The organism is Nonomuraea sp. JJY05 (assembly GCF_043496855.1).
GTDB lineage: Bacteria > Actinomycetota > Actinomycetes > Streptosporangiales > Streptosporangiaceae > Nonomuraea.
The window spans coordinates 1-21,478 of the sequence record NZ_JBIEIS010000003.1 but is presented as its reverse complement, the minus strand read 5'-3'; the positions used below and the strand labels follow the sequence as shown (position 1 = coordinate 21,478).

The 21,478-nt window shown below is 72.5% G+C and carries 15 protein-coding genes and 1 pseudogene; 8 read left to right on the top strand and 8 right to left on the bottom strand.

Going from position 1 to position 21,478, the window contains the following annotated elements:
• Positions 1-181: 181 nt before the first annotated feature.
• The 3 genes from ACFKCF_RS04235 to ACFKCF_RS04225 all read left to right on the top strand — a co-directional run bounded on the left by ACFKCF_RS04235 (position 182) and on the right by ACFKCF_RS04225 (position 4,520).
• The gene (locus ACFKCF_RS04235; protein WP_364830434.1) at positions 182-1,108 is read left to right on the top strand and encodes a pseudouridine-5'-phosphate glycosidase; all 927 of its coding nucleotides are present in this window, start codon (positions 182-184) and stop codon (positions 1,106-1,108) included.
• On the top strand, positions 1,093-2,034 hold the full coding sequence (locus ACFKCF_RS04230) for a carbohydrate kinase family protein (protein WP_394490792.1): 942 nt from the start codon (positions 1,093-1,095) through the stop codon (positions 2,032-2,034). The genes ACFKCF_RS04235 and ACFKCF_RS04230 overlap by 16 nt, the downstream gene beginning before the upstream one ends.
• A gap of 83 nt (positions 2,035-2,117) precedes the next feature.
• A complete protein-coding gene (locus tag ACFKCF_RS04225) occupies positions 2,118-4,520 on the top strand; it encodes a hypothetical protein (RefSeq protein ID WP_394490790.1) in 2,403 nt (800 codons plus the stop codon).
• Positions 4,521-4,547: 27 nt separating this feature from the next.
• On the opposite strand, the gene ACFKCF_RS04220 is transcribed toward ACFKCF_RS04225, so the two are convergent.
• The 6 genes from ACFKCF_RS04220 to ACFKCF_RS04195 form a co-directional block, all read right to left on the bottom strand.
• Positions 4,548-7,478: an AAA family ATPase gene (locus ACFKCF_RS04220; protein ID WP_394490788.1), complete on the bottom strand. Its 2,931-nt coding sequence runs from the start codon at positions 7,476-7,478 to the stop codon at positions 4,548-4,550.
• Between the two features lie 131 nt (positions 7,479-7,609).
• Positions 7,610-8,044, bottom strand: a complete 435-nt coding sequence (locus ACFKCF_RS04215) for a GNAT family N-acetyltransferase (protein WP_394490786.1) — start codon at positions 8,042-8,044, stop codon at positions 7,610-7,612.
• Positions 8,045-8,114: 70 nt separating this feature from the next.
• On the bottom strand, positions 8,115-9,251 hold the full coding sequence (locus tag ACFKCF_RS04210) for an acyl-CoA dehydrogenase family protein (protein WP_394490784.1): 1,137 nt from the start codon (positions 9,249-9,251) through the stop codon (positions 8,115-8,117).
• A gap of 2 nt (positions 9,252-9,253) precedes the next feature.
• Positions 9,254-10,159, bottom strand: coding sequence for a hydroxymethylglutaryl-CoA lyase (locus ACFKCF_RS04205; RefSeq protein ID WP_394490782.1), 906 nt, complete (start codon positions 10,157-10,159; stop codon positions 9,254-9,256).
• On the bottom strand, positions 10,159-12,219 hold the full coding sequence (locus tag ACFKCF_RS04200; RefSeq protein WP_394490780.1) for a biotin carboxylase N-terminal domain-containing protein: 2,061 nt from the start codon (positions 12,217-12,219) through the stop codon (positions 10,159-10,161). The genes ACFKCF_RS04205 and ACFKCF_RS04200 overlap by 1 nt, the downstream gene beginning before the upstream one ends.
• 3 nt (positions 12,220-12,222) lie before the next feature.
• On the bottom strand, positions 12,223-13,791 hold the full coding sequence (locus tag ACFKCF_RS04195; protein WP_394490778.1) for a carboxyl transferase domain-containing protein: 1,569 nt from the start codon (positions 13,789-13,791) through the stop codon (positions 12,223-12,225).
• Between the two features lie 62 nt (positions 13,792-13,853).
• Between ACFKCF_RS04195 and ACFKCF_RS04190 the strand changes: the two genes are divergently transcribed.
• The 4 genes from ACFKCF_RS04190 to ACFKCF_RS04175 all read left to right on the top strand — a co-directional run bounded on the left by ACFKCF_RS04190 (position 13,854) and on the right by ACFKCF_RS04175 (position 16,997).
• A complete protein-coding gene (locus ACFKCF_RS04190; RefSeq protein ID WP_394490776.1) occupies positions 13,854-14,459 on the top strand; it encodes a TetR/AcrR family transcriptional regulator in 606 nt (201 codons plus the stop codon).
• 234 nt (positions 14,460-14,693) lie between these two features.
• Positions 14,694-15,161, top strand: a complete 468-nt coding sequence (locus ACFKCF_RS04185) for a PadR family transcriptional regulator (protein ID WP_394490774.1) — start codon at positions 14,694-14,696, stop codon at positions 15,159-15,161.
• 1 nt (position 15,162) lies between these two features.
• The gene (locus tag ACFKCF_RS04180) at positions 15,163-16,140 is read left to right on the top strand and encodes an ATP-binding cassette domain-containing protein (RefSeq protein WP_394490772.1); all 978 of its coding nucleotides are present in this window, start codon (positions 15,163-15,165) and stop codon (positions 16,138-16,140) included.
• Between the two features lie 2 nt (positions 16,141-16,142).
• Positions 16,143-16,997, top strand: coding sequence for an ABC transporter permease (locus ACFKCF_RS04175; protein ID WP_394490770.1), 855 nt, complete (start codon positions 16,143-16,145; stop codon positions 16,995-16,997).
• 50 nt (positions 16,998-17,047) lie between these two features.
• On the opposite strand, the gene ACFKCF_RS04170 is transcribed toward ACFKCF_RS04175, so the two are convergent.
• The gene (locus ACFKCF_RS04170; protein WP_394490768.1) at positions 17,048-18,397 is read right to left on the bottom strand and encodes a hypothetical protein; all 1,350 of its coding nucleotides are present in this window, start codon (positions 18,395-18,397) and stop codon (positions 17,048-17,050) included.
• A 197-nt stretch (positions 18,398-18,594) separates the two neighbouring features.
• Here ACFKCF_RS04170 and ACFKCF_RS04165 point away from each other — a divergent pair, with 197 nt between their 5' ends.
• Positions 18,595-20,817, top strand: coding sequence for a thiamine pyrophosphate-dependent enzyme (locus tag ACFKCF_RS04165; protein ID WP_394490767.1), 2,223 nt, complete (start codon positions 18,595-18,597; stop codon positions 20,815-20,817).
• A gap of 3 nt (positions 20,818-20,820) precedes the next feature.
• Here ACFKCF_RS04165 and ACFKCF_RS04160 read toward each other — a convergent pair.
• Positions 20,821-21,478 (bottom strand): annotated as a pseudogene (locus ACFKCF_RS04160) (hypothetical protein); the annotation flags it as partial.

The window sequence follows — 21,478 nt, the reverse complement described above, 5'->3', positions numbered from 1 at the left end:
CTCACTCTCGGACATTTCTCCCGATCCGCCGGGGCGCTGGCGGAGGCCGTACCCCCTGTGTGATCCTCAGGTGGACCGCCGCCCGATCAGCGCCGCAGCCTGCTGCGTTCCACAACAAATCCCGTAAAATACGCTTTTCGCCCTAGTAGGCCAGGACCACCCAAGGAGCACGAAACTCACCATGCGCAGCACCCCCGACTCCGTTCTGCAGCCGTCCGACGAGGTCGCCGAGGCCCTGGCGAGTGGCGCGCCCGTCGTCGCCCTGGAGTCCACGATCATCTCCCACGGGCTGCCGCAGCCGCGCAACCTGGAGGTGGCGCGCGAGCTGGAGGGGATCGTACGGGCGGCCGGCGCCGTCCCGGCCACGATCGCCGTGCTGGACGGCGTGCCCCGCATCGGCCTCAACGAGGTGGAGCTGGAGCGCATCGCGACCGAGTCCGGCCTGCGCAAGCTGGGGCAGCGTGACCTGCCCGTGGCGGCGGCGCTCAAGGCCAGCGGCGCGACCACCGTGTCGGCCACGTCGTTCCTGGCCGCCCGCGCCGGCATCCGCGTCTTCGCCACCGGCGGCCTCGGCGGCGTGCACCGCGGCTGGACCGAGGACCAGGACGAGTCCGCCGACCTCGACACGCTGGCCCGCACCCGCATCACCGTCGTCTGCGCCGGCGTCAAGTCGATCCTCGACGTGCCCGCGACGCTGCAGCGCCTGGAGACGCGCGGCGTGACCGTGGCGGGCTACCGTACAGACACCTTCCCCGGCTTCTACCTGCACTCCTCCGGCCAGCCGATCGAATGGCGGATCGAGTCGCCGGCCGACGCGGCGGAGATCATGCGGGGCCAGGACGCGCTCGGCGGCCAGGAGACGGCGCTGATCGTCGCCAACCCCGTCCCCGTGGACCAGCAGCTCGACCCCGAGCTCCACGACCGCGTGCTGGCCGAGGCGCTGGCCGCCGCCGAGCGGCAGGGCGTCAAGGGGCAGGCGATCACGCCGTTCCTGCTCGGCTACCTGGTGGACGGCACCGGCGGGGCCTCCCTGGAGGCCAACCTGGCCGCCGTGCGCGGCAACGTCGCCCTGGCCTCCCGGATCGCCCTGTCGTGGGCGCGACCGTGACGGACGGCGCCCTGCTGGTCATCGGCGACGTGGTCACCGACGTGGTGGCGTTGCACGGTTCGCCGGTCATGTCGGGCACCGACACGGCGGCCGACATCGTCCTGCGCCCCGGCGGCTCCGGCGCGAACACCGCCGCCTGGGCCGCCCGCCTCGGCGTCGACGTGCGCCTGCTGGCCAGGCTCGGCTACGACAGCAGCGAGTGGCACACCACCGAGCTGGCCAAGACGGGGGTCCGGCCGCACGTCACGGTCGATCCCGACCGCCCCACCGCCGTCGTGATCGCGATGGTGGACCGGAGCGGCGAGCGTACGATGCTCACCAACCGCGGCGCGGGCGGCCTGATCTCCGAGGCCGACTGGGACCCGGCCCTGCTCGACGGCGTCGCCCGGCTCCACGTGTCGGGCTACCTGCTGTTCGCCGAGGGCGGGCTGCGGCTGGCCAGGCTGGCGATGGCCGAGGCCGCCGCGGCCGGGATCGCGATCAGCATCGACCCGGCCTCCACCGGCCCGCTGCGCGACTTCGGGGTTGAACGTTTCATCCGCGAATCCGCCCCTGCCGGCCTGATCCTCCCGAATCTTGATGAGGCCCTCTTGCTGAGTGGGGCCACGACGGCGGAGCGCGCCGCCATACTCTTGAGTGAGACATACGGCACAGCGATCGTGAAGCTGGGAGCACGGGGCGCGTTGGCCGCCGTGGACGGCGAGGTCGTCGCGGCGGCGGCAGGCGTGTCCACCGAGGTCGTGGACTCGACGGGAGCGGGTGACGCCTTCGCCGCCGGGTACCTCACCGGGGTCTTGCAGGGTGTCGGCGAGGAGGCGGCTTTGGAGGCAGGTTGCCGTGCTGGTGCCGCATGTGTGGCCCAGGTGGGCGGTCGGCCACGGTACGGTTTGGATCTGAACCGTCTTTACCCTATTCACACTGATTGATAGCTTGCCGCGTAAGCTGCACCATTAGCCACACGCGTTTCGGTCAGCACCACGCGGCTCACTGGGGAGGATAAGGTCCGCCGATGGAAGTCGAGTCATCGATCTGCCTGAGCGACCTAGTCCCTGCGCTGCGCTGGAGCCGCCCGCAGCAGGTGGCCGAAGCGCTGGGCGATCCGCGACTGCCGGCGGGATGGTGGCACTCCCTCGCGCTGTCGAGGGCGCTCGGCACGGCGGGGCTCGACTGGATCTGCGAGCGGCTGGCGCGGCTGGCCTCCTCCCGGTGGGACCACCTGCCGCTGGCCGACCTGCTGCCGGCGCTGACCGTCCACCACATCGATCCGGCGCTGCCGGGCTGGCCCGAGGACACCCGTACGGCGATCACCGGGCTCGGCGGCTGGCAGCGGCTGCGCCGCCTGTCCCCCAGCGACCTGGGCACGCCCTCGGCGACGCCCGAAGTGGTGATCGGCTCGGTCTTCCGCGAGATCCTGGGCCGCATCCCGGCCCAGCGTGAGGCACCGGCGGCCGATCATCCCGAGGTCACCCGGCCGCTCATCCGAGGCACGGACTCCTTCCCCGTCCAGGCCGATCCGGTGCCCCAGACCGGCATGTTCGCCGCCCAGAGCGGCGCCACCGAACAGCGCCCCCTCCCCAACCAGGGCCAGCCCGACGCCGCGCCGCAGCGCCCGGCCGCCGCCGCGGACCAGCGCCAGACGGGCTCGTTCCCGGCCCAGCAGCCCTCGGGGACCGGGCCCCTGGCCGCCCAGGGGCAGGACAGCGGCCGCCAGACCGGTGCTTTCCCGGCGCAGCCCGCGGCGGAGGCCGGCGGGCCACAGCGCCAGACCGGCTCCTTCCCGGCACAACCGGCGCCGGACGCCCCGCAGCGGCAGACGGGGTCGTTCCCCGCGCAGACCGGCTCGTTCTCCGCGCAGCCGCAGAGCGGCTCGTTCCCGGCGCAGCCGCAGGGGTTCGCCGGCGAGGGCCTGCCGCCGCGCCCGGCCCCCGGCCAGTCCGACCGCGCCCCGCAGCGCCCCACGGGCCCCCAATCCGGCCCCCAATCCGGCCCTCAATCCGGTCCCCAATCAGGTCCTCAGTCCGGCCCCCAGCCTGTTCCTCAGGCCGGCGCCCAGCCTGTTCCTCAGCCCGGCGCCCAGCCCGGCCGCCAGGACCACGCCTCGGCCCCCGGCGGCCCCGTGCCCCCGGGCGGTCCCAGCACCGGTTCCATGCCTGCGATCCCGGGCGGTCCCAGCACGGGTTCCATGCCTGCCGTCCCCGGCGGTCCCAGCACCGGGTCGATGCCCGCGGTCCCCGGCGGCCCCAGCACGGGATCCATGCCCGCCGTCCCCGGCGCGGCCAACGCCGCCAAGAGCAACGGCACCCCGAGCTACGCGGCGCCCGTTCCCATCGCTCCACCGGCCCCCAGCAGCCCCGTGCCGACCGACGCCGACCACGCGATGGTCCGGGTCGTGGACAACCTGTTCCGCAGCCTGGACAAGCTGGAGCTGGCGGTGGCCGTGCACCGGCTGTTCGCCGAGGACCCGGTCAGCCTGCGGACGCTCGCCCACAAGATGCTGGTCGACCGGGACGCGCTCTCCCAGGCCCAGCGCACGGCCGAGGAGCGCGTCCTGCACTGGCTGCGCTCCTCGGAGTCCGCGCCGGTCACGGGCCACATGTTCCGCCTGACCGAATGGCTCGGCGCGGCGGCCACCGAGGACCAGCTCATTGGCGCCGACCCCGCCCACCCCGTGACGGTCCCCTCGCTGCGTACCCCGCTCTGGCGCGTGCTGGTGACGCTCATGCCCGACCGGCGCCTCCAGGACGGCTGGCTGGTCGTCGGCGACCTGCACCGCCTGCAGGACCGTACGAGGCAGCTGCTGGCCTCGAGCCCGCCCGACGCGGACGTCGTGGAGCTGATGGGCGAGCTGGGCATCCGCGCCCACTCCGCCAGGGCCTGGTACGACGCCCTGCCCCAGGAGACGGGCGCCGACCCGATGGCCTCGGCACCGTCGCCCGCCCAGCCCCTGCCCCGCCGCACGCCGGGCGCCAACGGTCACCACCATCGGGGCGGCCAGCCCATCCCACCGGCCCCGGCGAACTCGATCGACCCGTCCGCGGCCCTGGCGACGCTGTCGGCGCTGTCAGGCGGCCGTTCGCCGATGCTGGCGGGCGCTCCCCCGACGCCGCCTCCGCCGCTGCCGGGCCCCTCCTCGGACCCGCGCCGCTGGCAGCGCATCGAGGTGACCCCTGAGCATCTCAGGGGCGGCCCCGTGCCGGTGCCGGAGGGCTACGCGGCCCAGCTCGGCATGCGCCCCGGCACCCTGCTGTCGGTGACCGGCCCCGGGGACAACGCGATCGTCCTGGTCTGGCAGGGCCACCAGCCGGTCTTCGACTCCCTCCAGCCGGTGCTGATGCGGCTGAACGCCCGCCCCGGCGACCAGGTCTACGTCACGGTGGACGGCTACCGCCTGGAAGCCCAGCTGACGGGCTGAGCCTCACCCTGCCGCTTACAGGGCCGCTTACAGGGCCGCGTCGAACAGCCGCAGCCGGTAGGCGGTGGCGGCGGCCTCGCCCCGGGTGGCGACGCCCAGCTTGGCCAGAATGTTGGAGACGTGCACGCTCACCGTCTTCGCCGAGATGAACAGCGCCTCGGCGATCTCCCGGTTGCTCCGCCCGTTCGTCACCTCCCGCAGCACCTCCAGCTCGCGGGCCGTCAGCCCCAGCGGGAGCCCGTCGGCCGCCTCCTCGATGCCCCCGATCCTGGCCCGCCGCCCGAAGGCGTCGAGCTGTTCCAGCAGCGGCGTCGCGCCCAGCCGGCCGGCCAGCTCCCGCGCGCGGTCCAGCCGCGCCCCGGCCTCCTGCCGGTCGCCGCACGCCAGCGCCGCCTGCGCCGCGCCCACCAGGACCCGTGCCTCGGCGTACGGCTGCCGCAGCGCCGCCCACGCCCCCGCCGCCCGGTCCCAGGCCTCCAACTGCCATACGGCGGGCTCGGCGGCGCCGTCGTCCGGCTCGGGACCCATCAGCGCCGTGAAGGTGAGGTGCTGCGCCTGCTGGAGGTCGCCGTCGACCTCGAGCTCCCGTCCCAGCGCCCGCAGCCGCGCCAGCGGGGCTTCCACATCCATGGCGGCGTGCCCGTGATGCGGCGCCACGGAGCCGAGCAGGTCGGCGATGGTCACCAGCACCGGCCAGGAGTAACGCGGGGTCTCCAGCAGATCCCGCTCCTCCATGGCCCGGGCGGCCACCTCCACCGCGGCCTCCGGCTCCCCGCGCGCCTGCCGCAGCCGCACCTCCCTGCACAGGTGCGGCAGGACCGACTGGTCGCGGAAGGTCCCGCGCGACAGCACGCTCCGCGACGACCCCAGCAGCCGCTCCGCCCGGTCGAGCTCCCCGCGCGCCAGCGCGATGTCCACGGCGAACCCCTGCAGGCTGGCTTGGGTGGGCGCCGGCGGCGCGAGGTCGAGCGCGTGCTCGATCACCTCCAGCGCCTCGTCCCACTGCCCCAGTGACACCAGCGGCTCGGCCAGGTTGATCGCCAGGAACGCGCCGGACGTGCGGGCCAGCCCGTACTGGCGGGCCTCCTCGATGCCGTCGCGGGCCACCCGCGCGGCCCGCTCGTGGCGGCCCGCCCCCTCCAGCGCGTCGGACTCGGAGATCGCGCAGCGCATCAGCGCGTTGAACGCCTCGTCGCCGCCGGCGATCCTGCGCGCCTCCGCGAACGCCTCCATCTGCGCCTCGATCTCGGAGAAGCCGAATCGCGCCCAGGCGAGGTCGATCAGCGCGTGCGCCTCCACCCTGTGGTCGCCCAGCTCGTGGGCGATCTCCATCGCGAGCCGGCCCGTGGTGAGCCGCTCCGACAAGGCCTCGCGCCCGTGGAGCATGCGGGACAGGGTCTCCAGAACCTGGGCCCGGAGGCTGGTCGGCTTGTCGGAGGCGACCAGCACGGCCGCCTCGCGCAGGTCGTCGAGGAAGCCGGGACGGCCCAGGTCGTAGCGGGTCAGGCCGCGCTGGCGCAGCAGCTTGGCCGCCCTGACCGGGTCGGCGTCGCGGTCGATCTCGGCGAGGGCGGCGCTCACCAGGGCGGCGGCCCGTTCGTACTCGCCGGCGAGGTGCGCGACCGTGGCCGTGTTCCTGAGCACGTCGATGCGGTCGCGGCCGATGCGCTCGGACGCGTCGGGCACCTGGTCCCACAGCTCCAGCACCCTGGACAGCATCCCGAGCTGCTCGTCGTAGGCGGTGGACCGGCGGGCGACGCCGGCCGCCTGCCAGGCGCTGACCAGCGCCCAGGTGGCGTCGTGGGCGGAGTGCCAGTGGTGGGCCAGCTCGATCGCGCCGCGCGGGGCGGGCAGGATCGACAGGTCGCGCTCCAGCGCCTCGGCGTAGCGGGTGTGCAGGCGGGTGTGCTCGCCGGGCAGCAGGTCGTCGTGGAGCGCCTCGCGGATCAGCGCGTGCCGGAAGCAGTAGCCCTCGCCGTCGACGGTGAGCACGTTTCCCGCCACGGCGGGCCGCAGCGCGCCGGAGAGCGCGCTCTCGTCGAGCCCGGCGACGGCGGAGAGCAGGTCGTGCTCGATGCGCTGCCCACCTGCGCTGGCCACGCGCAGCAGCTCCTGCGTCTCGGGGGGCAGCCGCTCGACGCTGGCCAGCAGCAGGTCGCGCAGCGACTCCGGCAGCGCGACGCCGCCTCCGTCGCTGAGCAGCGCCTCCACGAACAGCGGGTTTCCCTCGCTGCGCGCGTAGATCAGGTCCATGTCCGCGGCGGACGGCTCCCGCTCCAGGATGCCGGCCGCCTGCGCGACGGCCTCCCTGCGGGTGAGCCTGCGCAGCTCGATCCGGTGCACCCGCTCGACCCGGCCCAGCTCGGCGAGGAGCGGGCGCAGGGGGTGGGTGCGGTGCAGCTCGTCGGTGCGGTACGTGACCACGATCAGCAGGCCCGCCGCGGTCGGCTGGTAACGGACCAGGAACGACAGCAGGTCGCGGGTGGACCGGTCGGCCCAGTGGGCGTCCTCGACGATCAGCAGCACGGGACGCTCTTCGGCCAGCCGCTCCAGCAGCCCCAGCACCTGCTCGAACAGCCGCGCCCTGGCCTCGGGCCCGTCTCCGTCCGGCTCACCGAACTCGGGCAGCAGCCGCGCCAGCCCGCGCGTCGTGCCGCCGGGCACGAGCGCCGCCACCCCGTCGCGGCCCAGCTCGCGCACGAGCCCCCGCAGCACGGCGGTGAACGGCGCGAACGGCAGGCCCTCGGTGCCCAGCTCCAGGCACCCGCCGACGAGCACCAGCGCGTCGTCGGCCCGATCGGTGAACTCCTTGATCAGCCGGGTCTTGCCGACCCCTGCCTCGCCGCCGACGAGCACGGCCGACGACGCCCCGGCACGTGCCCCGGCCAGCGCGTCGCCGAGGGCGGCGAGCTCACGGGCACGCCCGACGAAGCGGGGACTGACGGCATGGATACTCACGCCCTAAGAATGCCATCAGATCAGGACAGAATTCCCGGCCGGCCGCGCCGGCGCAGGACCTCGCGCAAGGACGGGCCGGCGCGGGACCTCGCGCAAGGACGGGCCGGCGCGGGACCTCGCGACAGGACGGGCTAGCGCAGGACCTTGCGGAAGAACGTGGCGGAGGCCTCGTAGCCCAGCGCGTGGTAGAACTCGGGCGCCCGCCGCGTGGCCATCGCCACGTAGCCCGCCTCCCGCGAGCGCGCCCACCGCTCGAACTCCTCCAGCAGGGCCCGCCCGATCCCCTGGCGGCGCGACCCGGAGCCGACCATGGCCTCCTCGACCCAGGCCACCGGCCCGTTGGCGAACAGCGTCAGATGCACGAACCCCAGCAGGTAGCCATGAACGCGCCCGCCCACGACGGCCGCGAGCAGCAGGGCGTCCTCGTTCGCCAGCAGCTCGGGGAGGGCGGCGTCGAAGGCCCTGCGCTCCGGCCTGAACGTCAGACCGAACTCGCGCGCCAGCGCGAACACCTCGTCCGCGTCCGCCTTCTCCGCCCTCCTGATGAGAAGATCGTCAGCCGTCATGACTGACGACACTAGATCGTCCGAGGTCGCGGACGCAAACTCCGTCGATCCGGCGTCCCGCAGAAAACGCTCAGAGGTCGCCCAGACCGAGCTGGCGGGCGATGAGCATGCGCTGGACCTCGCTCGTGCCCTCCCCGATCTCCAGCACCTTGGCGTCGCGGTAGAAGCGCCCCACGGGGAACTCGTTCATGAACCCGTATCCGCCGAAGACCTGCGTGGCGTCGCGCGCGTTGTCCATGGCCGCGTTCGACGAGACCAGCTTGGCGATCGCGGCCTCCTTCTTGAAGGGCGCCCCGGTCAGCATCTTCTCGGCGGCGTGGTAGTAGGCCAGGCGGGCGGTGTGGGCGCGGGCCTCCATGTCGGCGATCTTGAACTGGATGGCCTGGTAGTGGCCGATCGGGTGGCCGAACGCCTTCCGGTCCCTGACGTACTTGAGGCTTTCGTCCACGCACCCCTGGGCCAGTCCCACGCTGAGCGCGGCGATCGCGATGCGGCCCTCGTCGAGGGTCTGCAGGAACTGGGCGTAGCCGCGGCCGCGCTCGCCCAGCAGGTTGGCGGCGGGGACGCGGCAGTCGCTGAAGGACAGCTCGCGGGTGTCGGAGGCGTTCCAGCCGACCTTGGAGTACTTCTTCGACACCGTGAACCCGGGCGTGCCGCTCGGCACGAGGATCGTGGAGATCTCCCGCTCGCCGGTGATCGCGGCCACGCCGACGACGGCCGTGATGTCGGTGCCGGAGTTCGTGATGAAGGCCTTCGTCCCGTTGATCACCCATTCGGCCCCGTCCAGCACGGCCGTGGTGCGCATCCCGCCCGGCACGTCGGACCCGCCGCCCGGCTCCGTCAGGCCGAACGCGCCCAGGGCCGAACCCGAGGTCAGCTTGGGCAGCCAGTGTTCGCGCTGCTCGTCGGTGCCGAACCGGTAGATCGGCATCGCGCCCAGCGACACCGCGGCCTCCAGGGTGATCGCCACGCTGGAGTCGACGCGGGCCAGCTCCTCCAGCGCCACGCACAGCGCGAAGTAGTCGCCGCCCATGCCGCCGTACTCCTCCGGGAACGGCAGCCCGAACAGCCCCATGGCGCCCATCTGCCGCACGATGCCGTACGGGAACTCCTCCCGTTCGTAGTAGTCGCCGATCACCGGCGCGACCACCTCGCGGGCGAACGACTCGACGGTCTTGCGCAGCTCTTCGTACTCGTCCTTGAGCATGGTCAGCCTTTCGACAGCGCCTGTACGACGCGGGAGGGGCTGGGCCGGCCGAGCAGCCGCGCCAGCCAGGTGCTGGTGGACACGAGCTTGTCCAGGTCGAGCCCGGTCTCGATGCCGAGCCCCCGCAACATCCAGACCAGGTCTTCGGTCGCGAGGTTGCCGGTGGCGGACTCGGCGTAGGGGCAGCCGCCGATGCCGCCGGTGGAGGCGTCGATCGTGGTCACGCCCGCTCTCAACGCGGCCAGGGTGTTGCCGAGCGCCTGGCCGTAGGTGTCGTGGAAGTGCACGGCGAGCCGCTCGGGGTGGCGGAACGCCTTGATCAGCGCGGTCACGTGCCCGGGCGTGCCGACCCCGATGGTGTCGCCGAGCGACAGCTCGTAGCAGCCGAGCCCGAGCAGCCGCTCCCCCACCGAGACGACCTGGGCGATCGGCGTCGGCCCCTCCCAGGGATCGCCGAAGCACATCGACACGTACGCGCGCACCCGCACGCCGTTGTCCAGCGCCCTGGCCACGACCGGCTCGAACATCTCGAACTGGCTCTCCAGGCTGCGGTTGAGGTTCTTGGCGGCGAACGTCTCGGTGGCGCTGGCGAAGACGGCGATCTCGTCCACGCCGCGTTCCAGGGCCCGGTCGAGTCCGCGCAGGTTGGGCACGAGGACCGGGTAGCGCACGCCCGGTTTCCTGCGCAGCCGGGCCAGCAGCTCGTCGGAGTCGGCGAGCTGCGGCACCCATTTCGGGTGCACGAAGCTGGTCGCCTCGATCACCTTGTGCCCGGCGTCGGCGAGGCGGTCGATGAACTCGGCCTTCACCTCGACGGGCACGATCGAGGACTCGTTCTGCAGGCCGTCGCGCGGGCCGACCTCGTAGATCGTGACCTGCTGCGGCAACCCTTCCATCGGGTAAGGCATCACGTCTCCCTGCTCATGGCCTCACTCCGTGAGGCGGGTTCGGTCGCCCTCGATGCCGTCGTCTTCCCCCGCTGCGCTCCCGCCGCTCCTCCAGGCGACGGCGCTCCCTCACCGGTGACCACGGCCAGGACGGCATCCATGTCGACCGGCCGGCCCGCCTGGACCGCCAGCTCGGAGAGCACGCCGTCGCGCGGGGCGGTGACCGTGTGCTCCATCTTCATCGCCTCGACGATCATCAGCGGCTGGCCTGCGGTGACCCGGTCGCCGGCCTGGGCCTTGACCACCAGGACGGTGCCGGGCATGGGACTCCTGACGACGCCGTCGCCCGTGGCCGCCGCGCCGGGCCGGTCGCCGGGGTCGCCGATGAGGTGCCGGGTGAGCGCCCACGCCGCGCCGTCCCTGCCGAGCCAGAGCGTGTCGGCGTGGCGTACGCGCAGGTAGTGCTCGGTACGGCCGCCGATCGTGACGGTCAGCTCCCCGTCGCCGAGCCGGATGCGCGCGGGCACGATCTCCTCGTTCATCTGGACTTCCGCGGCTTCTTCGGGCAGGCCGCGGACCTGGACCGCGTGCACGCCGTCCCTCGACTCCAGCCGCCACGTCGTCCACGCCCGCTCGCCCACCCGCCAGCCGTCCGTGACCTCCCACGGGTCGTCGCCCTGGGGCAGGGCGTGGAAGGCGAGCGCCGCCGCCGCGAGCACCTCGGCGGGCACGTCCGCGGACGGGACCAGCTCGGGGAGCACGCGCTCGACCAGCCCGGTGTCCAGCTCGCCCGCTTTGACGGCCGGATGCTCGGCGAGGGCCCGCAGGAACGGGATGTTGGTGACCACGCCGAGGACGGCCGTGCGGGCCAGGGCGCGGTCGAGCGTCCTGAGCGCCGAGGCCCGGTCCGGCGCCCAGGCGACGATCTTGGAGAGCATCGGGTCGAACTCGCTGCCGACGACGCCGCCCTCGACCAGCCCGGAGTCCACCCGGACGACGGGCGCGGGGCCGCCCTGGGCGCCGCCGTCCGGCTCGCGCAACGCCAGCACGTGGCCGCCCGTCGGCAGGAAGCCGCGGGCCGGGTCCTCGGCGTAGACGCGGGCCTCGACGGCGTGCCCGTCGAGGCGCACGTCCTCCTGCCCGAACGGCAGCGGCTCCCCGGCGGCGACCCGGAGCTGCAGCTCGACCAGGTCGAGCCCGGTCACCAGCTCGGTGACGGGGTGTTCCACCTGCAGCCGGGTGTTCATCTCCATGAAGTGGTAGGACCCGGTGGTCCCGTCCACGATGAACTCGACCGTGCCCGCCCCCACGTAGCCCACGGAGCGAGCGGCCTCCACCGCGGCCGAGCCCATGCGGGCGCGCGTCTCGGGGCCGACGAACGGCGAGGGCGCCTCCTCGATGATCTTCTGGTGCCGGCGCTGCAGGCTGCACTCGCGTTCGCCCAGGTGTACGACGTTGCCGTGGGTGTCGGCCAGGATCTGCAGCTCGATGTGGCGCGGGCTCTCGACGTACCGCTCGATCAGCAGGGTCGCGTCGCCGAACGCCGCCCGCGCCGTGCGCCGGGCCGACTCCAGGGCGTCGGGCAGCTCGGCGGCCGACCGTACGAGCACCATGCCCTTGCCCCCGCCGCCCGCGGAGGGCTTGATCAGCGCGGGGAAGTCGCGCCAGGACTCCAGCGCGTCGCCGGGCTCGGCCCCGCCGGGCACGACGGGCACCCCGGCCGCCGACACCGTGGCCTTGGCGCGGATCTTGTCGCCCATGGCGTCGATGGCCTCGGGCGGCGGGCCGACGAACACCAGCCCGGCCTGCGCGCACCGCCGCGCGAACGCGGCGTTCTCGGCGAGGAACCCGTATCCGGGGTGGACGGCCTGCGCCCCCGACGCCAGCGCCGCCTCGACAATTGCCTCAATATCCAGATATTTCGGCACTTGGTGGGAGAGGTCGGCCTCCAGCACGTGCCGGGCTCCGGCGTCCGACGCCGTGTGCACGGCCACCGACGTGATGCCGAGCCGGCGCAGCGTGCGGATGACCCGTACGGCGATCTCGCCCCTGTTGGCGATCAGAACACGGTCGAACAACATGCGTCACATCCGGAAGACGCCGTAACCGGCGGGCTCGAGCGGGGCGTTGGCCGCCGCGGACAGCGCCAGGCCGAGGACGGTGCGGGTGTCGAGCGGGTCGATCACGCCGTCGTCCCACAGCCTGGCCGTGGAGTAGTACGGGTTGCCCTGGTGCTCGTACTGGGCCCTGATCGCGTCGGCGTCGGCGGTGCCGACCGTGGTGAGCACGTTCGCGGCCTGCTCGCCGCCCATGACCGAGATGCGGGCGTTCGGCCACATCCACAGGAACCTGGGCGAGTACGCCCGCCCGGCCATCGCGTAGTTCCCCGCCCCGAAGGACCCGCCGATCACGACGGTGAACTTGGGCACCCGCGCGCACGAGACGGCGGTGACCATCTTGGCGCCGTGCTTGGCGATGCCGCCCGCCTCGTAGGCCTTGCCGACCATGAAGCCGCTGATGTTCTGCAGGAAGACGAGCGGGATCCGGCGCTGGTCGCACAGCTCGATGAAGTGGGCGCCCTTCATGGCGGACTCGCTGAACAGGATGCCGTTGTTCGCCACGATCCCCACCGGATGGCCGTGCAGGTGGGCGAACCCGGTCACGAGGGTCGAGCCGTACTCGGCCTTGAACTCCAGGAACCGCGAGCCGTCCACGATCCTGGCGATCACCTCGCGCACGTCGTACGGCTGGCGCGTGTCGGCGGGCACGATCCCGTACAGGTCGCGCGGGTCGTGCCGGGGCGGCTCGGGCGCGACCGTGTCCCAGGGCCGCGAAGCACGCGGGGCGAGGGTGGAGACGATGTCACGGACGATGGCCAGCGCGTGCGCGTCGTCCTCGGCCAGGTGGTCGGTGACGCCGCTGACCCGCGCGTGCAGGTCGCCGCCGCCCAGCTCCTCGGCCGTGACCTCCTCGCCGGTGGCCGCCTTCACCAGCGGCGGGCCGCCCAGGAAGATCGTGCCCTGGCCGCGCACGATGACGGCCTCGTCGCTCATGGCCGGCACGTACGCGCCGCCCGCCGTGCACGAGCCGAGCACGGCGGCGATCTGCGGGATGCCGCGGGCGGACATGGTGGCCTGGTTGTAGAAGATGCGGCCGAAGTGCTCGCGGTCGGGGAACACCTCGTCCTGCCTGGGCAGGAACGCCCCGCCCGAGTCGACGAGGTAGACGCACGGCAGGTGGTTGTGCAAGGCCACCTCCTGCGCGCGCAGGTGCTTCTTGACCGTGATCGGGTAGTACGTGCCGCCCTTCACGGTGGCGTCGTTGGCGACGATCACGCACTCGCGGCCGGAGACCCGGCCGACCCCGGTGATGATCCCCGCGGCGGGCGCCTGGTCGTCGTAGAGGCCGTTCGCGGCCAGCGGCGACAGCTCCAGGAAGCGGGAGCCGGGGTCGAGCAGGCCGTCGACGCGGTCGCGCGGCAGCAGCTTGCCGCGCTCGACGTGGCGCAGGCGCGAGCGCTCGGGGCCGCCCCGGGCGGCGACCTCCAGCCGCTCCAGCAGCTCGGCGGCCAGCCGCTCGTTGAGCTCGGCGTTGCGCTTGTACGCCTCGCCGCCGGGATCGGCGGACGACTTCAGCACCGGCCACTCGCTCATGGCGTCCCTCTCATGGCACGAGATGTTAGTCATCATTAACGTAACCGTCTAGCATGTGAGACGTGACCACTGCCCCTGTACCTATCCGACCTACCCGCAATCGCGGCAACCGGCGCGGGGAAATCCTGGCGGCGGCGGCCCGGCTGTTCGCCGCGCGCGGTTTCCACGGCGTCTCGATCGAGGACATCGGCGCCGCGGTCGGCGTCTCGGGCCCCGCGCTCTACCGGCACTTCAGCGGCAAGGACGCGCTGCTGTCGGAGATGCTGCTCGACGTCAGCTCGCGGCTGCGCGAGTCGGCCGCCGCGGTGGTCACCTCGTACCCGGATCCCCAGGAGACCCTGGACGCGCTGCTCAACGTCCAGATCACGTTCGCGCTCGAGCAGCCGGCGCTGATCACCGTGCACGACAGGGAGCTGGGCAACGTGCCCGAGCCCGAGCGGCGCCAGATCAGGCGGCTGCAGCGGCTCTACGTCGAGGAGTGGGTGACCGTGCTGGCCGAGCTGCACCCGGCCTGCCCGGCCGCGCGGCTGCGGGCCGCCACGCACGCCGTGTTCGGGCTGCTCAACTCCACTCCGCACAGCGCGGGTGAGCTGGGCGAGGGGGACATGCGACCGCTGCTGCACGCCATGGCACGGGCGGCCATTGCCGCCGCTGTTAGCGCTCGCTAACTTCCAGGGACATACCCGGAACGCCCTAGCCATGCCAACTATCTAGATATATCGTCAAGATATCTCGATAGTTGGAGGTAAACCGTGGAAGAACCGGACCTCTGGGATCACCCCCACTCACGACCCCCCTTCCCGCCCGGCCCGCCACCGGGCCCACCACCGGGCCCACCACCGGGGCCGGGCGACTTCGGACCGCCGTTCGCGCCGCCCCCGCCGGGGCCCCACTTCGGCACCGTGGTCCACTGGGAGACGCCCGCTCCGCGGGTGCGCCGCGGCGACGTCCGGGCCGCCCTGCTGGCGCTGCTCCTCGAAGGGCCGCAGAACGGCTACCAGATGATCCAGAGCATCGAGGAGCGCAGCCGCGGCGTCTGGCGGCCCAGCCCCGGCTCCGTCTACCCGGCGCTGCAGCAGCTCGAGGACGAGGGCCTGGTGTCCGGCGACGAGTCCGGCGGGAGCCGCGCGTACCGGCTGACGGAGGAGGGCCGCCGCCAGGCGGCCAGGTACGCCGACGAGGCGCCGTGGGAGGAGGTCGCCCGCACGGCCGTGCCGCCGGACCACCACGAGCTGCGCCTGCTCTGGGCCCAGCTCAACGAGGCGTTCTCCCATCTGGTCCGCACGGGCGACGAGCGTCAGATCGCGGCGGCCAAGGAGCTGGTCAAGAAGACCCGCAAGTCCATGTTCCAGATCCTGGCGGAGGGCTGAGATGGCGGCGGACGCGGCGGTCGCCGTGCGCGGCCTGCGCAAGACGTACGGGAAGGTCGAGGCCGTCAAGGGCGTCGACTTCGAGGTGCGCCCGGGCGAGGTGTTCGGCTTCCTCGGCCCCAACGGCGCCGGCAAGACCACCACCATCAGCATGCTCTGCACGCTGGTGAACCCCACCGGCGGCAGCGCCACCGTGGCGGGCCACGACGTGGTCAAGGACCGTGACGAGGTCCGCAGGAACATCGGCCTCGTCTTCCAGGACCCCACCCTCGACGGCTACCTGAGCGCCGAGCAGAACCTGCGCTTCCACGCCGAGCTGTACGGCGTGCCCAAGAGCGTGGTCGCCGACCGGATCCGGCAGGTCATGGAGATGGTCGCGCTGTGGGACCGCAAGGACGCCAAGGTGATGACGTTCTCGGGCGGCATGAAGCGGCGGCTGGAGATCGCCCGCGGCCTGCTGCACTCCCCGCGCGTGCTCTTCCTCGACGAGCCCACCGTGGGGCTCGACCCGCAGACCCGCTCGGCCATCTGGGGCTACATCAACCAGCTGCGGCTCCTGGAGGACATCACCATCTTCATGACCACGCACTACATGGACGAGGCCGAGTACTGCGACCGGATCGCGATCATCGACCACGGCGAGATCGTCGTCATCGACTCGCCCGAGGCGCTGAAGGCCAGCATCGGCAAGGACCGGGTGCAGATCCAGACCTCCGACGACACGGAGGCGATCAAGGCGCTGCGGGAGCGGTTCGGGCTGGAGGCGGCCGTGCACGAGGGCGCGGTGACGTTCGCGGTGGCCTCGGGCGAGGAGTTCGTGCCGAGGCTGTTCGCCGAGCTCGGCATGCCGATCAGGTCGGTGAGCGTGTCGCGGCCGTCCCTGGACGACGTGTTCATGTCGTACACCGGCTCCACGATCCGCGACGCCGAGGCCGGCGACGGCAACATGGCGTTCATGAGAGCGATGGCGAGGCGATAGTCATGGCGACAGAGGCCATCAGCGTCCGCGTGCCGGTCCGCAGCGCCGGTCACGACCTGCGGGCGATCAAGGTCGTGCTCCACCGGGAGATGCTGCGCTTCGTCAACGACCGCACCCGCATGGCGTCCATGCTGGTGCAGCCGGTGCTCTGGCTGTTCGTGATGGGCACGGGGCTCGGGTCGCTGGTGCGGGGGACGATCCCCGGGATCGACTACCGCACGTTCATGTACCCCGGCATGATCTCCATGACCGTGATCATGACCGGGATGTTCTCGGCCGGTTCCATCGTGTGGGACCGCGAGTTCGGCTTCCTCAGGGAGATGCTGGTCGCGCCCGTCTCGCGCGGGGCGATCGTGGTCGGCAAGTGCCTGGGCGGCGCCATCGTGGCCACCGGGCAGGGCATCCTCATCCTGGCCATGGCGGGGCTGGTGGGCGTCCCCTACTCGCCGACGCTCTTCGTGACGCTGCTGGCGGAGATGTTCCTCGCGGCGTTCACGATCACGGCCTTCGGGGTGATGCTGGCCGCCCGGATGAAGAACATGCAGACCTTCTTCGGTCTCATGCAGATGGCGATCATGCCGATGATGTTCCTGTCGGGGGCGATGTTCCCGCTGGCCAACCTGCCGTCGTGGCTGCACGTGCTGACCGTGGTCAACCCGATGACCTACGCGGTGGACCCGCTGCGCGAGGCGGTCTTCTCGCACCTCGACGTGCCGGCGCAGGTGAACGCGGTGCTGAACCCCGGGGTCCGGTGGTTCGACTTCCAGGTGCCGGTGGCCCTCGAGCTCGGCCTCGTCGCGGCCCTGGGGCTGGTGCTGCTGGGGGTGGGGATCGCGGAGTTCCGGCGGGCGGAGTAGACGGAACGAGGCCCGGGGCGGTGTTCCCCGGGCCTCGTCCGCACATCAGATCAGCGCTTGACCCGGACGTAGTCCGAGCCGCTGGTGGCGCCGTAGGTGTCGTCGTCACCGCCGAACACGAACCGCCAGCGGCCCGAGTTCCAGCCCTTGACCTTGGTGTAGAGCCCGCCGCCGTCGTTGGACCAGGTCGTCTTCACGTACTGCCACTTCTTCGAGCCCGCGGGCTTGAAGAACAGCGCGACCTTGCCCGAGTAGCCCTCCCAGGAGCCCTCGTCGAAGACCTGCAGGCGGCCCTTGAACTTCAGGTACTTGCCGCGCTTGACCGGCTCCGGGTACGCGTTGAACTTGATCAGCCGCGTGTCCGCCTTGGACGCCGTGGGAGGCGGCGCCGGCTCGTTGACCTTGACCCAGTCGGCGTCGCTGACCGAGCCGCGGACACCGCGGGTGCCCTCGTACTCGGCCCGCCACCAGCCCGAGGTCTGCGCGGAGGCGGAGGCCCAGAAGCGGCCGTTGCGGCCGGTCACGTCACTGGTGACGTACTCCCACCTGGACGAGCGGTCGGCCTTGAAGAAGATCGAGACCCGCTCGCCGGCCACGCCGCCGCGGTCCTCGACCAGCAGCGCGCCGCTGAACGTGAGCCGGTCACCCTTGTCCACGGGCTCCGGGCGGGCGTCGAAGCCGGCGATCCTGCTGCTCAGGACGCCTCGCCTGACGTCGACCCGGTCGGTGTCGCTGACCGAGCCCTTGGCCGCGGACGTGGCCGCGAACTCGGCCCGCCACCAGCCCGTCTCGTCCGCGCGCACGTTCGCGCTGAACCAGCCGTTGCCACCGGTCGTCACCTTGGCGACATGGCGGTAGGCGTCGGTGCCCCGCTCGCGGAAGGTGATGGTGACGCTCTGGCCGCCGTACCCCTTGCCGTCGGCGAGGAGCCGGCCGGTGACCTTGATCAGGTCACCCTTGTCCACGGAGTCGGGACTGGCGTCGAAGTCGACGATCTTGGTGTCGAGCACCTTCTTGACCGAGACCTCGAACGTGCCGCCGCGGGAGGCGCCTCCGGCGATGGCGAGCCAGCTCCACGTTCCGACGTTCGTGGAGTCGAAGGACTTGGTGCCGGACCACTTCGTCCAGTCGCCGTCCTTGGTGGACGTCAGGTCGACGGGCTTGCCGACGCTGACGTCGCCCGGGGGCTTGAGCTGGAGCTCGGCCTTGTCGGCCCCCTTGGTGGCGAAGCTGAACGTGGCCGTGACCGCGCCGTTGGTGACGTCGATCGGAGAATTGGGACTGATCCCGACTCGGGTGATGACGGGATCCGCGGCCGCCGTCGCAGCGGAGGGAGCCATGACCAGGGCTCCGGCTCCGAGCGCTATGGCAAGGGCGGCCACACGAATGCGTTGTAACATGCGGGTTCCTTTCAGAGACCCCAGTACGTTCAACGCGGCATTGAGGGTGCCACGTGTGTCAATTAAGTAGACGTACGGGGGAACCGGAAAGTTTAGGATTCTGACAAACCGTTATATGTCGGGGTCAAACGGACCGGTCCACAACATGTCAGCCACGTCCGGCAGACGCCGGCGCCGATGGAAGACATAATCGAGGTGTGGCGCGCGACACAGTTGAGACTCATTTCACCCAGGCGGTTGCGACGCTGAAGGCGGGCCCCGCGCGAGATCCGGGGCTGCCGGTCCGTGAGGGCAGCTCGCTGACCGGCGAGCAGTGCATGAAGCTGTTCCTGCGCCAGCTCGACAGCCGCCTGCTGGACATCGCGGCCCGCTGGCTGCGCGAGCGCGACGAGGGCTACTACACGATCGGCTCCGCCGGCCACGAGGGCAACGCGGCCGTCGCCGCCGCCCTGCGGCCCACCGACCCGGCCCTGCTCCACTACCGCTCCGGCGCGTTCTACCTGACCCGCTCCGAGCAGGCGGGCAGGCTGCCCGAGCAGGGCATCCGCGACGTGCTGATGGGCCTGACCGCGGCGGCCGACGAGCCGATCGCGGGCGGCCGGCACAAGGTGTTCGGCCATCCCGACCTGGCCGTCATCCCCCAGACCTCGACGATCGCCAGCCACCTGCCCAGGTCGGTCGGCGTGGCGTTCGCCATCGAGCGCGCGGCGGCCACGATCGGCTCGCAGGCTCGCTGGCCCGCCGACGCGATCGCGGTGTGCAGCTTCGGCGACGCCTCGATCAACCACGCGAGCGCCCTGAGCGGCTTCAACACCGCCTCCTACGCCACCTACCAGGGCCAGGCGCTGCCGCTGCTGTTCGTGTGCGAGGACAACGGCATCGGCATCAGCGTCCGCACGCCCAAGGGCTGGGTGGAGTCGGCCCTGCGGCGCCCCGGCATCGAATACTTCGCCGCCGACGGCTGCGACCTCGCCGCGGCGTACGACGCCGCCGTCCGCGCGGCCCGGCACGTACGCGAGCGCCGCTCCCCCGCCTTCCTCCACCTGAGCACCGTGCGGCTCATGGGGCACGCCGGCTCCGACGTCGAGCAGGCCTACCGCACGCAGCGCGAGATCAGGGCCGACCTGGAGCGCGACCCGCTGGTGCGCACGGCGGAGCTGCTCCTGCGGGCCGGGCAGAGCACGCCGGAAGAGCTGCTCAAGGCGTACGAGTCCCAGCGCGAGCACGTGCTGCGGCTCGCCCTGGAGACGACGCGCAGCCCGCGGCTCGGCTCCGCCAAGGAGGTCATGGAGCCGATCGCGCCGCGCAAGCCGGAGCTGATCGCCAAGATCAGCCCGATGGCGGCCTCGGCCCCGGAGCGGGAGAAGGCGTTCGCCGGGGCGCTGCCCGAGCACGACAAGCCGATGACGCTCTCGCAGGCCGTCAACCGCACGCTCGCCGACGCGCTGACCGTCTACCCGGAGATGACCGTGTTCGGCGAGGACGTCGCCAAGAAGGGCGGCGTGTACGGCGTGACGAGGGGGCTGCAGAAGCGGTTCGGCGCCGGCCGGGTGTTCGACACGTTGCTGGACGAGCAGGCCATCCTGGGGCTGGCGCTCGGCGCCGGCGTGTCGGGGCTGCTGCCCGTGCCGGAGATCCAGTACCTCGCCTACCTGCACAACGCGCTCGACCAGATCCGGGGCGAGGCGGCCACGCTGTCGTTCTTCTCGCGCGGCTCCTACACCAACCCGATGGTGGTCCGGGTGGCCGGGTACGCCTACCAGAAGGGGTTCGGCGGCCACTTCCACAACGACAACGCGGTGGGCGCGCTGCGGGACATCCCCGGCCTGGTCATCGCCTCGCCCTCGCGCCCCGACGACGCGGCCGCCATGCTGCGCACGTGCCTGGCGGCGGCCCGCACGTCCGGGTCGGTGTGCGTGTTCCTGGAGCCGATCGCGCTCTACCACACGCGTGACCTGTTCGAGGAGGGCGACGGGGGCTGGCTCGCGCCGTACGCGCCGCCCGGGCGCTGGCCGGAGACCCACGTGCCGGTCGGGCAGGCGCGCTCCTACGGCGACGGGCGCGACCTGACGATCGTGACGTTCGGCAACGGCGTGCGGATGAGCCTGCGGGCCGCGGTGCGGCTGACCCAGGAGGGCTACGGGTGCCGCGTGCTCGACCTGCGCTGGCTGGCGCCGCTCCCGATGGAGGACCTGCTGCGGGCGGCCGAGCTGACCGGCAACGTGCTGATCGCCGACGAGACCCGGCACACCGGCGGCGTGTCGGAGGGCGTCATGGCGGAGCTGGCCGACGCCGGGTTCAGCGGGAAGCTCGCGCGGGTGACCTCGTCCGACAGCTTCATCCCCCTGGGCGGGGCGGCCGACCACGTGCTGCTGTCGGAGGCGGAGATCGAGCAGGCGGCGCGCAAGCTCCTGGGGTGAGCGCTACGGGTTCGAGCGGGCGACGGCGCCCCTGATGCACGTCGGCTTCGACCAGGCGACCGTCGAGCTCTCCGAGATGCGCAGCGGGACGCCCACCAGGAAGCAGTAGCCGCTGCCCGGGTCCAGCCCCGCGACGCGGGTGGCGGTGGTGCCCTGGCCCAGGGCGGTGATGGCCTGCTCGCCCTTCTTGATCGGGGAGCGCTGGAGGACCACCGGGTAGCGGCGGGCGCCCGCGGGCAGCGTCCACTTCAGCTCGACCAGGGCGCCCTGGTCGGCGGTCACCTTCAGGCCGCGCGGGGTCAGCTCGGCGACGGACTGCTTGTCGATGGGCTCGGTGTCCTGGGTGCCCGGCTCGGACACCGGGGACTGGGCGGTCTGCGAGCGCTCGTTCTGCCGGAGCGACAGGTAGACGGCCGCGCTGGTGCCGCCCACGACGACGGCCGCCACGGCGGCGCCGATCACGAGACCGCGCGGCAGGCGTCCCCTTCCACCCGGCGCGGTCGTCCCGCCCTGCGCCGGCGGGGTGGTGGCCGAGGCGATGGACGGCGACATGGGCGTCCCCGCCGCGCGATGGCCGGGCACGCCCGGCGCCTGCGGGCCGAACCGCCCGGCCGCGTACCCGCCGTCCGCGCCCGGCGCCTGCGCGCTGCCGGTGCCCGCC